At 60.1% G+C, this 15,109-nt stretch carries 14 protein-coding genes; 3 read left to right on the plus strand and 11 right to left on the minus strand.

The features are described 5' to 3' along the window. The 5 genes from ACR0EZ_RS07415 to ACR0EZ_RS07435 all read right to left on the minus strand — a co-directional run bounded on the left by ACR0EZ_RS07415 (position 1) and on the right by ACR0EZ_RS07435 (position 7,385). Complete coding sequence (locus ACR0EZ_RS07415; RefSeq protein ID WP_480612013.1) at positions 1-1,050, minus strand: ABC transporter ATP-binding protein; 1,050 nt, start codon at positions 1,048-1,050, stop codon at positions 1-3. 81 nt (positions 1,051-1,131) lie between these two features. Further along, the gene (locus ACR0EZ_RS07420; protein ID WP_480612014.1) at positions 1,132-2,871 is read right to left on the minus strand and encodes an ABC transporter substrate-binding protein; all 1,740 of its coding nucleotides are present in this window, start codon (positions 2,869-2,871) and stop codon (positions 1,132-1,134) included. Between the two features lie 502 nt (positions 2,872-3,373). Then, positions 3,374-4,789: an RtcB family protein gene (locus tag ACR0EZ_RS07425; protein WP_480612015.1), complete on the minus strand. Its 1,416-nt coding sequence runs from the start codon at positions 4,787-4,789 to the stop codon at positions 3,374-3,376. Further along, positions 4,782-5,132 (minus strand): hypothetical protein, encoded by a 351-nt coding sequence (locus ACR0EZ_RS07430; RefSeq protein WP_480612016.1) that lies wholly within the window; start codon positions 5,130-5,132, stop codon positions 4,782-4,784. The genes ACR0EZ_RS07425 and ACR0EZ_RS07430 overlap by 8 nt, the downstream gene beginning before the upstream one ends. Before the next feature lie 696 nt (positions 5,133-5,828). Next, a complete protein-coding gene (locus ACR0EZ_RS07435) occupies positions 5,829-7,385 on the minus strand; it encodes an RNA-binding protein (RefSeq protein WP_480612017.1) in 1,557 nt (518 codons plus the stop codon). 173 nt (positions 7,386-7,558) lie between these two features. Between ACR0EZ_RS07435 and rtcR the strand changes: the two genes are divergently transcribed. Then, positions 7,559-9,121, plus strand: a complete 1,563-nt coding sequence (rtcR, locus tag ACR0EZ_RS07440; RefSeq protein WP_480612018.1) for an RNA repair transcriptional activator RtcR — start codon at positions 7,559-7,561, stop codon at positions 9,119-9,121. Between the two features lie 499 nt (positions 9,122-9,620). Here rtcR and ACR0EZ_RS07445 read toward each other — a convergent pair whose 3' ends face one another. Further along, positions 9,621-9,827, minus strand: a complete 207-nt coding sequence (locus ACR0EZ_RS07445; RefSeq protein ID WP_480612019.1) for a hypothetical protein — start codon at positions 9,825-9,827, stop codon at positions 9,621-9,623. Positions 9,828-10,308: 481 nt separating this feature from the next. On the opposite strand from ACR0EZ_RS07445, the gene ACR0EZ_RS07450 reads away from it, so the two are divergent. Beyond that, positions 10,309-10,518, plus strand: a complete 210-nt coding sequence (locus tag ACR0EZ_RS07450; RefSeq protein ID WP_480612020.1) for a hypothetical protein — start codon at positions 10,309-10,311, stop codon at positions 10,516-10,518. A 123-nt stretch (positions 10,519-10,641) separates the two neighbouring features. After that, positions 10,642-10,815: a hypothetical protein gene (locus ACR0EZ_RS07455; RefSeq protein ID WP_480612021.1), complete on the plus strand. Its 174-nt coding sequence runs from the start codon at positions 10,642-10,644 to the stop codon at positions 10,813-10,815. A 24-nt stretch (positions 10,816-10,839) separates the two neighbouring features. Here the strand turns inward: ACR0EZ_RS07455 and ACR0EZ_RS07460 are convergent, their stop codons facing one another. Genes ACR0EZ_RS07460 through ACR0EZ_RS07480 form a run of 5 tightly spaced genes read right to left on the minus strand, consistent with a single transcriptional unit; the run spans position 10,840 to position 15,046 of the window. After that, the gene (locus ACR0EZ_RS07460) at positions 10,840-11,382 is read right to left on the minus strand and encodes a DUF3833 domain-containing protein (RefSeq protein WP_480612022.1); all 543 of its coding nucleotides are present in this window, start codon (positions 11,380-11,382) and stop codon (positions 10,840-10,842) included. Beyond that, positions 11,379-11,996 (minus strand): DUF3833 domain-containing protein, encoded by a 618-nt coding sequence (locus tag ACR0EZ_RS07465; RefSeq protein ID WP_480612023.1) that lies wholly within the window; start codon positions 11,994-11,996, stop codon positions 11,379-11,381. Before ACR0EZ_RS07465 ends, ACR0EZ_RS07460 begins: the two co-directional genes overlap by 4 nt. After that, a complete protein-coding gene (locus ACR0EZ_RS07470; RefSeq protein WP_480612024.1) occupies positions 11,993-13,216 on the minus strand; it encodes an MFS transporter in 1,224 nt (407 codons plus the stop codon). The genes ACR0EZ_RS07465 and ACR0EZ_RS07470 overlap by 4 nt, the downstream gene beginning before the upstream one ends. Then, positions 13,216-13,761, minus strand: a complete 546-nt coding sequence (locus ACR0EZ_RS07475) for a hypothetical protein (RefSeq protein ID WP_480612025.1) — start codon at positions 13,759-13,761, stop codon at positions 13,216-13,218. The genes ACR0EZ_RS07470 and ACR0EZ_RS07475 overlap by 1 nt, the downstream gene beginning before the upstream one ends. Further along, the gene (locus tag ACR0EZ_RS07480; protein ID WP_480612026.1) at positions 13,715-15,046 is read right to left on the minus strand and encodes an NAD(P)/FAD-dependent oxidoreductase; all 1,332 of its coding nucleotides are present in this window, start codon (positions 15,044-15,046) and stop codon (positions 13,715-13,717) included. Before ACR0EZ_RS07480 ends, ACR0EZ_RS07475 begins: the two co-directional genes overlap by 47 nt. Positions 15,047-15,109 lie beyond the last annotated feature (63 nt).

Below are 15,109 nucleotides of genomic sequence, written 5' to 3' on the forward strand. Positions count from 1 at the left end.
TCAGGCGATCCTTTTGCCGTCTTGGCCGAAATACCGGCAATGGGCCGGGTTCATGTAGAAACTGTGATCCTCGCCCACCTGATAGGGGTGGACGCCCGAGGCCAGGGATACCCACGCTTCGTCCCCGTGCTGGAAATGCGCGCTGGAATCCGAGCCCGAAAGCTCGGTCACGATGACACGCCCGGTCAGTTCCACATCGGCGTCGGAAGAGCGGAACGGGGTCACCCGGTGCGGACGCACGGCGACCATGTAGTCGCCATCGGCGATATCGGCGACGTTCCAGCCACCGCCGCCGGCCAGTTGCGCCTGCGCACCGGACACGGTGATGCGTGCCACATTGATAGGCGGGTCCGAGAACACCCGCGCGGCGGCAAGGTTTTCGGGGTTGCGATAGATATCGGCGGTGGGGCCGAATTGGGTGACGCGGCCATCTTCCATCAGCGCGGTGTAGCCGCCCAGCAGCAACGCCTCTTCCGGTTCCGAGGTGGCATAGACCACCACGGCCCCGCGCCCTGCGAACAGGTCGGGCAACTGTTCACGCAGTTCTTCGCGCAGCTTGTAATCGAGGTTCGCCAGTGGCTCGTCAAGAAACACCGCGCGGCTTTCCTTGGCAATCGCGCGGGCCAGCGCGGTGCGCTGCTGCTGCCCGCCCGACAACTCATGCGGGCGGCGGTGCAGCATCGGGCGCAGTTGCAGCAGGTCGGCGGCCTCTTCCACGCGGCCTTCGATCTCGGATTTCGCCATGCCCGCCACGCGCAGCGGCGAGGCGATGTTGTCGAACACGGTCATATGCGGGTAGTTCACAAAGAACTGGTGCACCAGGCTGATCTGCCGCTTTTGCGTGTTCAGCCGCGTGACGTCCTGCCCATCCATCAGGACCTTGCCCGAGGCGATTGGGTCCAGCCCCGCCATCATCTTGATCAGAGAGGTCTTGCCAGATCCCGTCGCGCCCAGCAGCACGTTGAAATGGCCGGTCTCAAGCGTCAGGTTCGTGGGCTTGATATGGATGACATTGCCAACCCGTTTGGTGGCGTCTTGAAGTTCGATCATGTCCGTGGGTTCCGGTCCTTCAGTGCGTCGCACTGGCCTTGGGGTGGGGATGCCGCAGACGGCACCCCCGGTTTCGCTTGCTTACTGAGACTGCCAGCGCTGAACCAGTTCGTCATAGTTGACGGTCTGGCCCTGCGGCTTTTCGTTCTCGAGCTTGGCCTTGGGCGAGCCCGGCTTTTCCAGCCAGAAGGCGGCATCCTGCGGCTCGTTCAGACGCGGTCCACAGCCACCGTAGACACCGGCGCTTTCATCCGCAGCCTGCATCCGGGCCATGGTGATGTCCATCTCTTCTGCCAGACGGTCCATCGCCTCTTGCGGGGTGAATGCGCCCGAGTTCACGTCGCCGATCTGCTGCCACCAGATCTGGGCCAGCTTCGGATAGTCCGGCACGTTGATGCCGGTCGGCGACCAGGCCACACGGTCGGGCGAGCGGTAGAACTCGACCAGACCACCCAGCTTGGGTGCGCGTTCGGTGAACGACTCGTGATTGACCGAGCTGTCGCGGATGAAGGTCAGACCCACATGGGACTTCTTCACGTCAACAGTCTTGGACGTCACGAACTGGGCATAGAGCCAGGCCGCCTGAGCACGATCCGCAGGGGTCGATTTCAGGAAGGTCCACGACCCCACGTCCTGATAGCCAACTTTCTGGCCTTCTTCCCAATAGGGGCCGTGCGGGCTGGGCGCCATCCGCCACAGCGGCGTGCCTTCGTCATCCACGGTGTTGTTGCCTTCGGACTTCGGCTTCACCATGTCGGCGGTAAAGGCGGTGTACCAGAAGATCTGCTGGGCCACGTTGCCCTGGCTCAGCGCCGGCAGCGACTGATAGAAGTCGTAAGACGCGGCACCCGGAGGCGCATAGGCCCGCAGCCACTCATCCCACTTGCGGATCGCATAGACCGCAGCCGGGCCGTTCGCAGCACCACCGCGCGAAACGGACGCGCCAACTGGGTTACAGGTGCCCGCTTCCATGCGGATGCCCCATTCATCGACCGGAACACCGTTCGGCTCGCCCACGTCACCGGCGCCAGCCATCGACAGCCAGGCGTCCGTCATGCGCCAGCCCAGATCAGGCGCACGCTTGCCATAGTCCATGTGGCCATAGATCGTTACGCCGTCGATCTCTTTCACGTCATTGGTGAAAAATTCGGCGATGTCTTCATATGCCGACCAGTTGACCGGAACACCCAGATCGTAGCCGTACTTTTCTTTGAACGCGGCCTTGTTGGCTTCGTCATCGAACCAGTCCTTGCGGAACCAGTAAAGGTTCGCAAACTGCTGGTCGGGCAGCTGATACAACTTGCCGTCCGGGCCGGTGGTGAACTGAATGCCCATGAAGTCATCCAGATCCAGCGTCGGCGAGGTGGTCGCCGCCCAGTCGCCTTCCATCATGTCGGTCAGCGGATAGGCCAGTTGCAGGCGCGAATGCGTGCCAATCAGGTCGCTGTCGTTAACATAGCCGTCATAGAGGTTCCGCCCGGTTTGCAGCTGGGTCTGAACGGCCTGAACGACTTCGCCTTCGCCGAGGATCTGGTGGTTGACCTTGATGCCGGTGATTTCCTCGAACGCCTTGGTCAGAACCTCGGATTCATAGGAATGCGTCGGGATACCCTCGGACAGGACATTGATTTCCATGCCCGAATACGGTTGTGCAGCTTCGATGAACCACTTCATTTCCGACAACTGTTCGTCCTTCGACAAAGTCGATGGCTGGAATTCGTCGTCGATCCAACGTTGTGCTGCGGCTTCGTCGGCCCAAGCAGGACCGTGCCCCGCAATGACGGCCGCTGCCGCCACGGCGGAAAGTAGATGTCTCCGCATCTGTCTCCTCCCAAAGATTATGTGATCCGGTGCAGACCGGATGGCAATCAGCATCGGTGATATTCGGCGCCGCTGTCAAACTAAATTTTTAGTAATAGAGAGGAAATCAACCCAACACGTTGAAAACTAACCCCTTTCGCGATCCATGAGTGATGGGCGTTGGAGTATTTTTCGATCAATTATGGCCCGCAGATGATGAAGCTATCACAAACAAACCCCGAGACCTGAGGCTGCCCCGCACCCAATGCGCAAGCGCGAATTGGGTTGACGGCAAGGCTGAGTCTCGGCTGACGTCAATGTTCAACTCATCTGTGCGCAAGCGCAGAAAATGGACGCTTCCTGTGATTCAGGGTCAGCGCCCACGCGTTTCAATACGCGCTGGAACCGCTACAAGATCATGCTGCTACGGCTCGGTTTGATCGCCTGCATGTCGGTCTCAGCCAAGACTGCAGGACGGCTATCATCAGGATGCTAAGCTGGAAGCCGTCAGGGTCGCCGGCAATTACCGGCGACCTTTCTTCTTGTTTTTCCAGAACGGCGGCACATCTCCGGCCATGATGCAGCCGTAGGGATCGATGTAATCCTCGATCTCGGCCAGATCATAGGACTTGATCTGCGCCACAACGCTGTCCGCGTTTTTGTAGCTGGATGGCAGCTCGGATGCGTCGACCCCACCGGCGTGGAACCGGATATCCAGACCTTCGGTTTCTGCCTTCAGCATCTCATCCGGCGTGACCGACCCCATCCGGCGCTTGTGCTCGGAGCGGGAAAAGTTCCGGCCGGCCCCATGCGGGCTAAAGCCCAGACCGTGGCCCGCATCCTTTCCACGCACGACCAGAACCGGTTCCGACATGTTCAGCGGGATCAGCGTCAGACCTGTTGCGTCCGCCGCATAGTCTCCCCAGGCCGGTGTCGCGCCCTTGCCGTGGTAGAACAGATCACCCCGTTTGAAGACGAAGTTATGTTCGTTCCAGAACCGCTCACCCACATCGCCGACACGCGCGGCTTCGACCGTCGCCTGGTGGATCGCGTTGTGGTTGGCCTTGGTCCATTTGCGGATCAGTTGCAGTGCCTCCCAGTAATCGCGACCCTCTTCGGTGTCCGCCGGAATCCAGGCATTCTGCTTGGATGTCTGCGGCGACAGTTCCTTGCGGAACCGTTCGGCCACAGCCATGCCGTTCTTATACAGAACCGCCCCCGGCCCGCGCGAGCCATGGTGGGTCACAATTGCCGTCCGCCCGGTTTTGCGCGAACGCCCGACAAACAGGAAATGGTTCCCGTCGCCCTGCGTCCCCATATGTTCTTGCGCCATGCGCAGCGATTTGGGGTTGTCCAGAAACGGGTTCTCGCGGAACGCATCCAGCAGTTTCAGCGAGGTTGTGAACCGCTTGCCCTGCGCTCGCCCGCCCGGCCCGAAATGGGTTACGGATTGCGCCGCATCCAGCACCGCTTTCGGGTCAGCGTGACCCAGATCCGTGATCATGACCGAGCAACAGATATCCGCCGAGTGCATCCCCGGATGGATCGCATTCCGTGTCGCCGCCACACCACCAACCGGGATCGTGCCTACCGGCCCGGCCGGACAGGCATCAGGCATGATCGCCCCGGCCTCAATGGTCGGTGTCCGCATCAGCGCCGTCATCGTCTCGCGCACCTTCGAGACGTTGTCCTCTTCATCCGGATGCACTGCGTCAATGTTCTCGTGAAACGCAACCTCTGCGGGCGCGCGCAGGTCCAGCGTAGGCGGGATTGGAGGGATCTCGCCCTCCAGTTCCTGCCGGATGCGCACCAGACCAAACCCCTCTGCCCGCATATCATTCGCGCGCGCCAGCAGGGCCGGGAATTGTTTGCCGGGACGATGCCCCCAATCTTTCAGATGTTCCCCGGTTACGGGGTCGAATGTGTTTTCTTCAGTCATTGACTTTACCGTTCAAAAAATCAGTCTTGTTCGGTTGCATCTCTTCAAACTTCTTGACCCAAAACTCGGCGCGCTCCTCAGATATCCCAAGGTTTTTGGAGACCTTCTTGACGAAAGACTCGTAGGTTCGCTGAGGGTGGACACTGATGAGCAGTTGCAGGTGTTTCAAACGAGCTTCGGAAAACGCCTCGAAGAAATTGCCCATATCTTCCAAGGGCATCTGGCGATGGAACCTTAAGGCTTTTCGAATCCACATCTCTTCCGCGCCGCTATTTTCGAGCCGACGGGCGTAGTCGACGTCTGATTCCAAGTTCTGTGGTGGGTACTCTCGGTAGTCTTTCATCACTCTATCTCAACGATCCAAGGCCCCGACGACAAGGGGTGAAGAAACAGTTGGGAGGCCCGCCCCGCATCTGAATGGGCAGATGCGTTTGCCGTCTGGGCGCCGGCACGGAGGGGAGTTGAACCCGCTCGACCTGTCCCTGGTGTGCCATGTAGTTCCTTCGGCATTCGCCGGGGTATTCCTTCTGATTGGGTCTCGACGACAAAGCGGTCATGTTTGCGTGCAAAGCACGACCAGGGTGAAACGCCCGCTCTACCTGACTGAGCTACCGTCCCTCCCCCAAGGGGGCTGGGACGAGCGGGATTCGAGCCCGCGACACGGAGATTAACAATCTGTAGTTCCACCGGCATTCGCCGAGACAGTTTCCTTTCAATTCGGGTCAAGCAGACAAGAAGTGGTGAGACAGCGCCCTTTGTCGGGCGCGGATCGTTAACAGCGATGTAGTCCCACCGGCATTCTGCCTGACGTTGTTCGGGTCCCGGCGACAAAGGGTTGGTGAAACATCTTCACTGAGCTACGCGCAACGCGCGGCGAGAGTTGAACCCGCGACCTCCGGCCTGCCGACCGGCGCTCTAACCTGTAGTTCCACCAGCATTCGCCGGGAATTGTCTGTTTGGGTCAGGCGGACAAGATGTTTGTGAGACATCTGACAGAGTTCAAGGCTGTAGTCCCACAGGCATTCCGCCTGACCCGTTTTCATAGTTCGATTTTCTCGATCTCGCCGACCCAGTGATCCGGTCCGGTCTGACCGGCGGCAAAAGCCGCGATCTGGTCAAAGACGGCATCCGAGAACCCGCCGACATTCAGCACGTCTTCACGCGTCTGCGCCTGCGTGGTCCCGTAAGGGGCGATATCGATGCAGACCAGTCTGGCCTTCGGGTTGCGACGCTTGATCACCTCCCATTCCTTCAACATCGCCGTGCCCTGTCCACCGACCCGGGCATCCACCCAGGATTGGTTATCGGACACGAACACCACCAGATCCGGCGCGCGGCCGCGATTGTTCAGCCAGGCCAGCGGTGCGGAACAGTTTGTTCCGCCTCCGGCCAAGGCCGCCAGACGCTCGGCATTGGTCAGGATCGTGTCGCGCGGCCTCAGACGTACATCACGCACGTCGAAGTCGAACGGCAGCACCTGACATCCGCGGTTCACGCGCTGGAAGGACGCTGCGACCAGCGCCGCCACATCCACGTGACGCACTACCGAGGTCGCCCCCGGGCGATACCCGGTCACGGCCCAGGTCATCGAACCCGAAACGTCCGGGCACACGACAACCTGACCCGCAAACTTCGGCACGTTCTGCACCGCGATTTCCATCGCATCGTGCAGCGCGTCCACGATCTGAGGCGGCATATCGCCGGTCACGTTCTGTGCCGCCACCATCAACTGGTACGGAAACGCACGTGCCCTGGCGATCGCCTGCGGGTCGCGCAGCAAGGCCGCCACATGATCCACGTTCCTGGCCACGTTGAAAACGCCGTGGCGCTGGAATGTGTTCAGGTTCTGCCGCGCCATCTGCCACGAACTTTTACGCGCGATCCGCGCCCAGTGTTCCGGCGACAGCTCCAGCTGCGTCAGCATCTGGAACGGCACATCCGGCACCGGACCCTTGCCGGTCTCGCGAAACGCGATCCAGTCCCTCAGGGCCCGTGGCAGCCGTGCCAGATTGCACGGCCGCCCGACGATCCAGGCGAACAACGCCTCCCGCTCGGCCGAGGCCGGTTTCGGGTGCACCATCCTGATCACGTCCGCCAAAGACGGGTCATTCCCGATATTGGCGTTCAGCAGCGCCCGGTCAGACGCGGTGTTCAACCAGTTCTGTACCATCGCTTTCGGTGCCGACCCCAGAGACTTGCGCCCTGTCTGACCCGACCGGATGACCTGCACAAACGTGCGCAGCATCTTGCCGTTATCGACCACCTGGGCGAACGCCGCCCGGAACAGGACCGGATCACGCCGGGCCAGAATGGCCAGCAGAACCGCAGGCATATCCTTCATGTATCCCGACTGGCGGGCATAGATCGCCGCCTGTGCCAGAAAGTGCGGCACGACGGCTTCGGCCACATCCAGAACGTATTCCAGTTCCTCCTGCGGCGACTGATAGAACATGCCCCCGAAGGTGCCGGTCACGGCGACCTGAGCCAGAGCATGGGCATCGGAATAAGCGTAGGCCGGCGCGCCATGGGCGTTCTTCGCTGTTGCCTTCGGCAGCAACCGGCCTTTGATCGATGCAAACACGGATTTGTTCGCCATTTCCTTGTCCTCGTTTGTTTGTGAGGATGTTTTGCCATGGTTAAGCCTGCGATCAGAGAAAAACCTGAGGTCGGCGTAAGTATATGATTTGTTTTATATTTTTCCACTATTGATGAAATTCATGCCCTGCAATACGATACAGTTGGATCGTGAAATATAAATCTAGATAGATCATGCAAAACGTCGTCATCGGATTCCTCGGAACGCAACTGGATATGGGCAAGAAACGGCGCTGGAAACCCACGCCCAGTCTGACCATTCATGACCATTTCAAGGTCGACCGGCTTGAGCTGCTGCACGACCACAAATTCAATCGCCTCGCCCATCAGGTCAAACGCGAGATCGAAGAACTGTCACCCCAGACCGAGGTGTTGCTGCACCGAATGGACCTGTCCGACCCGTGGGATTTTCAGGAGGTTTATGGGAAGCTGTTCGACTTTGCCCGCGCCTATGGGTTCGACGAAGAGCGCGAGCAATATCACGTCCACCTGACCACAGGCACCCATGTGGCGCAGATCTGCTGGTTCCTGCTGACCGAAAGCAGACATGTTCCGGCCCGGCTGATCCAGACTGGCCCACCGGGCCCGAATGATGACGGGCCGAAATTCGATATCATCGATCTGGACCTCAGCCGTTACAACGCCTTGCAGCAACGGTTCGACCAATTGTCACGCGAATACAGCGACCAACTGAAGGGTGGGATCGAAACGCGCAATCCGGCCTATAATGCCTTGATCGACCGGATTGAATTGGTCGCAAGCAATTCCGACGAACCCGTCTTGCTTTTGGGTGAAACGGGTACGGGCAAGACCGAACTGGCAGAACGCATTCACGGCCTCAAACTTGATCGGCGCCGCATAAAGGGGCGTCTGGTCCATGTGAACTGCGCGACATTGAACGGGCCAGACGCCATGGCAACGCTGTTTGGCCAGCGCCGCTCCTACCTTGGGGCGGCAGGGACCGAGCGCAGCGGGTTGCTGCGCGAAGCGGATGGCGGCGTCCTGTTTCTGGATGATGTGGACGAACTGAACCCCAACATGCAGTCGGTTCTGCTGCACGCGATCGAGACCGGGCGGTTTTATCCTTTGGGGTCTGACCACGAGATCTCAAGCCGGTTCCACCTGATTGCCGGTGCCAACCGCGATCTGCGCAGTTTGACGGCCTCGGGACAGTTTCGCCCCGATCTGTTGGCCCGCTTGAACACATGGAGTTTCACCTTGCCCGCGCTGCGCAACCGCGGCGAGGATATCGAGGCAAATCTTCTGCATGAACTGGATCGCTGCGAACGGGATTTGGGCACGCATGTCGGTTTCAACACCGACGCGCGCGCACAGTATCTTGGTTTTGCCAAGGACCCTGCAACCCAATGGCCGGGAAACTTCCGCGACTTTTCCGGGTCGATCCGCAGGCTGTGCACGCTTGCGCCAAGGGGCCGCATTACAAGGGCGATGGTGGCATCTGAAATCGAGACGCTCCAATCGGATTGGAAGTCGGCCCAGTCCGATGATGACTTCAAGCTGGTCGCAGATGTGATGGGCGAAGCAGTGTCTGACGTGGACCCGTTTGATCTTGTGCAATTGGCCGAAGTGATCCGGGTCTGTCGCAGTTCCGCAAGCCTCAGTGCCGCCGGGCGGGCCTTGTTCGCCGTGTCGCGCAGCAAACGCAAAACCCAGAACGATGCGGATCGGTTGAGGAAATACTTGGGTAAGTTCGGGCTGGAATGGGGCGCGATCTAAAAGCTGAGCGTCATTCCTCGTGGTTCGTCGTCACGACCAGCGCACGCCTTTCCTGAACTGATCGGATGATGTGAGGGGCTGACGTGAGTGAGGGGGTAGGTTTGTCAGCCCCTTATCATGTTGCAACGGATTGAGTTGAGTGGTCCGTTACCCAGACCCTACCGGCCAATTCATCCCTGCGAAATTGGGGGTTTCCCGTAGCGTGAAGTTTTTTTCGCCCAAGCCGGTGGTCCGGCGGGTGTTTCACGGCCCAAAGCTACTGGCGGGACAACCCGGACTGCGCGCTGCGAAAAGCGTCGGCAGGTTTTGAGTTATGTGATCCGGATCACTGACCCGCCCGGCAAGACATGGCATGATGACAGTCATTACCTAGTTTGCGCCTGTGTTCGGTTTTTTGGGCGCGGATTTTCATTATCCTCCCTGTGACTGGGGCGCGCTGGTGGTGGCGCGCCCTATTTTCGTTGCCGCTAAGGCATCCTTCACGCCGGGTCGCTTTGCCTCAGAAATAGTAGTGGCGATAGAAAACGGCGTCGGGCAGGTGATCGTCGTAATAGCCACTGTCCCGCAGGTCTTTTGCGGATTCAAGGTCGGCTTCCCGCTGTTTCCGCCGCTCTTCGGCCCTGCGTTTGCGTCGGGCCCGTCTTTCTTCCGCCGTCGAAAACAGACCTTTAAAAAAGCTGCCAGAGCCGCTGTTTGCATAAGACATTTCAGGACCTCCGTTCGTCGGGTGAACACGTCATGACATCAGTATGGGATGCGCAGATGAGCGTGAGCCGTCACAAAGATTAAGACTTGTCCAGAAAACGGACCGGCCGGGTTTGCGTATGTTTCCGAGCGCAAACAGCTCTGTTGGTCGGCAGGCATATCCCTATGGCACGGCCCCATCCGGCCTGAAAAACAGGGGCTCTCAGCCGATGGTCTCGTTGTGACGCTACGTCGCCAAAAACCGTTCACACTTTAAGGCTGATCCCTAGGATGCCGAATACACTCAGGAATTTTTACCGCACGGTCAAATATGATGTATTTGGCGGGTTTCTTCCCCCTTACGCTGGCGAAACCACCTCTTAGATGAGCGCTGTCGCTGCGGATTACCACTCACGGTTTTTCGATCCTCGAGCCCCTTACCACGGGTTCGGATCCGATCCGCAGCGGCAAAATCGTAACTCTGACGTTGAAGGACTATGAAGATGCAAATCAAATCAATCCTGAAACGCTTTGACAGTGCGAAACCCGATCGCAGCACGGCGCAGGATAACCCCACGCCCGCCGACGGGCGCCCGCTGGTCCGCAGATCGGAACTGACGATACTGTTTCGCAATGTGCTGGATGAGAAGCAGAATGATCTGCCTGTGCGGCGCGCGCGAAAAGTGCAATCAAATCAATTGCAAGGCGAGTAACGCGCGGCTCAATCAATTTGTTAAGTTTTGCGAGGTTTGATAGGGTGCGAAAAAAGAGCAAACCCACCGGAGGCGAAGATCGAGCAGAGCCCCTTCAGATCGCCGCGCGTTGTGCGGACAACGGTGCCCGAACCCCTCAGGGGCAAACGGGATGCCCTGTTTTTCCTGTGGGCCGAGCTTGAGCGTGCGCGTCTGGGGCTTCCAAGGCAGCCTGATCCGGTCGATCCGCCGAAATCCGACACTGCGGTAGCCGAGGGCACCCCACCGCTGGCGATTGACGAGTTTGTATTTAGGTAGCCTGAGTTTGTGGCGCAGGACCGTCTATTTCTTTTCAAAGAACAGAATGACCTCACCCAGACGGATCCCGTAGCGCGAGACATAGGCGCGGTTCAGCAGGCGGTCATCGGACAGCAGCCACATCCAGTCGTCGAAATTCACCCGCATGGTGCCGTCCTTGACCGGCAGGTCGATCTTGTATGTCCAGTTGAAGGTATCGCCCCGCTCGACCCCTGTGGCCGTGCCCAGAACGCCGGGGGCGGTGCCGGTCCAGGTGTCATCGCCGGTTTTGGTCAGGGTCCAGATACGCTGTTCGGTGGCGCCGTCGTCATAGACGAAATCCTCGACCAGCGTCAGAGTTTCGCCGTCCCATGTGCCGTCGATTTCGACCGTAAAGCGGCGCGGGACATTGCCCAGGACGTCCTGAAACTGGCCGTAGGCGACCGTTTGACCCTCAAAGAACTCTTCCAGGTTCAGTTGCCGGTCGGACAGAAAGGATTTGGGAACCTTCGGCTTGGCGGAACAGGCTGCCAGGAGGGCAAGGCCGGCAATGGCCAGGAGGGTTATCAGGGACCGGTAAACCGTCATTGCAGCGGCCTTGGCTCGGCCTCGGCATCATAGCCGTTTGCGCCGTTCAGATGCGCCGGTTGGGGGACGGGTGCCGGGCGCATGGTGGCGATCAGCTCGGCGACCTTGATGCCGAATTTCCGCATCTCGGACCGGTTCATGATCGCGCCGTTTTCGGTCAGGTACATCCAGTCGGTGACATCCAGAACATGTCCGCCCGCATCTTTGGGCAGGACGATCCGGTAGGTCAGCTTGACCGTCGAGCCTGAAATCGTGCCCTTGCCCTCACCCACGATATCGTCCGCTTTGGCGGTGAATATGTTTCCGGTCCCCATGGTCAGATACCATTTCCGGGTCATCTGCTTGCCGTTGGAATAGGTGAAATATTCGGCCAGCGTGCCTGTGTTGCCGTCCCATTCGCCCACCATGCGGGCCACGAAACTGTTCGACACCTTGCCATTGGGGCCATAGATCAGCCCTTCGGACAGGATATCCCCGTTCAGATGGGTGCTGAGCGAAAACTCCGGCCCGGTGCCGGTGTAATCCGCCGGCGACTGGGCGCGAAAGCTCAGCAGGCGGCTGCGCGCGATGAGGGCAGCAAGGACAGCGAGCAAAAGGAGGACGATGGTGTTCATGTGCGTGTGACCTCTGTCGGCAGGGTCAGAACCATTCCGAACGCCCCGAGTTTCAGGATGCAGGGCAGCACCGCATAGGCCAGGTTGAGCGTCTCGAGCGCCTGCGCGGAATTGGTTTGACCGGGTGTGAAGCCGCTGCGTTCCAGCAGCGGCAGAGTGAAAAAGGCAGCCAGCGCAAGGCCCAGCTTGCCTGCAAAAGACCAGATGCCAAACGCGGCCGAGGCATTCAGCCCCGCGCGCGTCAGCACCACCGAGAACATGGCGGGCAGAACCACCATATCCGCCCCAAGCGCCGCTCCGGACGCAAGACAGATCAGAGCAAATCCGCCGAGGTTTCCGGCAGACAGGGTGGCGGCGCCGATAAAGCCCGCAATCGACAGCGGCATGGCGATGATCAGAGTCTGTTTCGGGCCAATCCGGTTGCTCAGCCGCGCCCAGAGCGGCACGCTGGCCCCGGCGCTGAGGAAGAACAGGATCAGCAATGGGCCTGCCTTGCCGGGCAGTTGCAGCCGGTCTTCGACAAAGAACAGGAACAGGGTCGATGTGATCGCCACGGGCAGGCTGTTGACCAGCGCCAGCGCCAGCAGGCGCAGCGCCCCGGCCTGACCGAGTTCGGAAAAGGACAGGCCATGCCCGGTGATCGGCGTGCGCCGCCACATCGGCAGGGTCAGGGCCAGGGTCAGAACCGCCAGCAGGCCCAGAAACAGTCCAAAGGCCGGATAGCCCTGCGCCTGCGCGCCAAAGGCCACGAACAGGGCGGGGGCGCTGGCCGCGATGATCACACCGGTCAGTTGCCCGCCTTCGCGATAGGCGGCCAGTGTCATCAGCTCTTTCGGGGCGGGATGTTTCGCCAGCGTGGCGCTGCGGCCATAAAGCAGGATCGTCCCGAGGCTATAGGCCGAAAACAGCAGCACCAGAATGGCAACCAGCGCCGCGACGCTTGCCCCTTGGGGCAGGGAAAACAACAAGGGGAACCCGATGGCCAGACCGATGGCCGCCAATGCGGCGAACAGCATCTGAGCACCGGGCCAGCGGTCAATCGCCCAGCCAATCGCCGGGTCCTGCACCAGATCCACCAGCCGGATCACCAGCAAGACGGTTCCGATCACGCCCAGACCGATCCCCAGATTCACCGCCGCAAACCGGGGCAGGTGAATATAAAGCGGAATACCCGCCGCAGCGAGCATCAGCGCATAGAGGCTGACACGCGGGTACAGCATCATTGCCCCTTCAACTGCCGCGTAAAGCTGGCAGAACGAGTGTTGTCGCCCAGAAAGACCGACATGAACGAGCGTTTGATGCCTGTGTTCGTCAGGGTGCAGGTCTGAGCCCCGTTCAGCCAGAACCCGACCTTGTTCGGTCCTTCCGAGATGGCCAGATAGGTGTCGCCCTTGGAGATGGAGCGAAAACAGGCCTCAAGCTGGGCTTGCGTTGGGGCAGGGTTGCCCTGCCGCGCCATCTCGTCCAGCGTCGAGTTCACCAGTGTCTGTTGCGAGATATTCTTGCGGTAGGTGATTTGCAGACCGAAATCCTCGGCCCAGCTGAAAGCCGCGCCGTTCGGGGTGAACAGCTTGGCGTCATAGACCGGCAGGCCCAGAAAGCGGAAGGTCGAGCTGCCGAGCTGCTTGGGATTACTCAGCCAGTTGGACAGTGGCGAGGCCGCCACTCCGCCGGGGACCAGCAGCGCCAGCGACAGCAGCGCGGCGTGGAAAAACCCGCTATTCCGCCGCAACAGATATGGACGGGTCTGTTTCAGAACGGCCATTGTCAGCTCCGATGGTGTGCGGGGTGCCTTTGATCCGGTCGACGACATGCATCGCGCTGGTAATCCCGTCTTCATGAAATCCGTGCCGGTTATAGGCCCCGGCAAACCAGGTCCGGTTCTGCCCCTGCATCGCCCGGATATGCCCCTGCGCCCGCAGCGCCGCCTTGTCGAACACCGGATGGGCGAATTCGACCTGATCAAAGACCCTATCCTGAGGAATTTCCGATGATGCGTTCAGCGTGACAAACAGCGGATCGCTGTCGGGTATGTTCTGGAGCCGGTTCATCCAGTAGGTCACACCCACATTCCCGGCTTGCGAGCGATAGGTCCAGCTGGACCAGCACGCGCGCCGCCGGGGCATCTGGTTCGGGTCGCAATGCAGGATGGCGGTGTTGGGCTGATACTTGATCGCGCCAAGGGCGGATTTTTCCGCAGGCGTTGCGGCCTCACCCAGGATGGCCAGCGACTGGTCGGAATGGGTGGCCAGAATGACCTCATCATACAGATCGGCCTGACCCTGGCTGTGAAGGGTCACGCCAGCATCGTCACGGCGGATGTGATCGACCGGCGCGCCAAGGCGGATTTCGCAGCCCCGGGCGCTCAGGGCGGCGTCGATGCGGCGGACATATTCGATGCTGCCGCCCTTGACCGTCCACCATTGATGCTGCTTGGCGCGGCCCGAGGCCAGCAGCGCGTGGTTGCGGAAGAACTGCACCAAGGATCGGGCCGGGAACTGATCCACGAACTCGACCGGCGTGGACCAGATCGCGCCGCACATGGGCATCAGGTAGTTGTGGCGGAACCAGTGGCCCAGACGCATCTGATCCACCAGCTCACCGATCGTGGTGTCATCGTCGCGCGCGGCGTCTGGGGCTTCCTTGGAAAACCGCAGGATGTCGGCGATCATCTTGTAATAGGCGGGGCGCGCCAGATTGCGCTTTTGCGCGGTCAGCGTGCGCAGGTTGTTCAGCCCGTATTCGATGCGGCCATTGTCGATGGTGGCACCAAAGCTCATCTCGGACTTGACCACGGGCACATTCAACTCGTCGAACAGCGTCGTCAGATAAGGATAGGTGGCGTAGTTGAAGACGATGAACCCGGTATCGACCGGCTGGTCCCCGTTCTTGCCCGCCATCACGGTGCGGGCATGGCCGCCCAGCCGGGGTTCGGCCTCGAACAGGGTGATATCGTGGTCTTCTGACAGGTAATACGCGGCGGAAAGACCCGAAATGCCTGCACCTACTATTGCGATTTTCTTCCGTACGCCCCGGGTTTCGTCAAACATTCCAGCCTCGTTATGTGACATTTTACAATAGGATACGCAGGATAGGCGGCGGTGGATCAATCG

The sequence above is a fragment of the Ruegeria sp. AK4 genome, assembly GCF_056541025.1.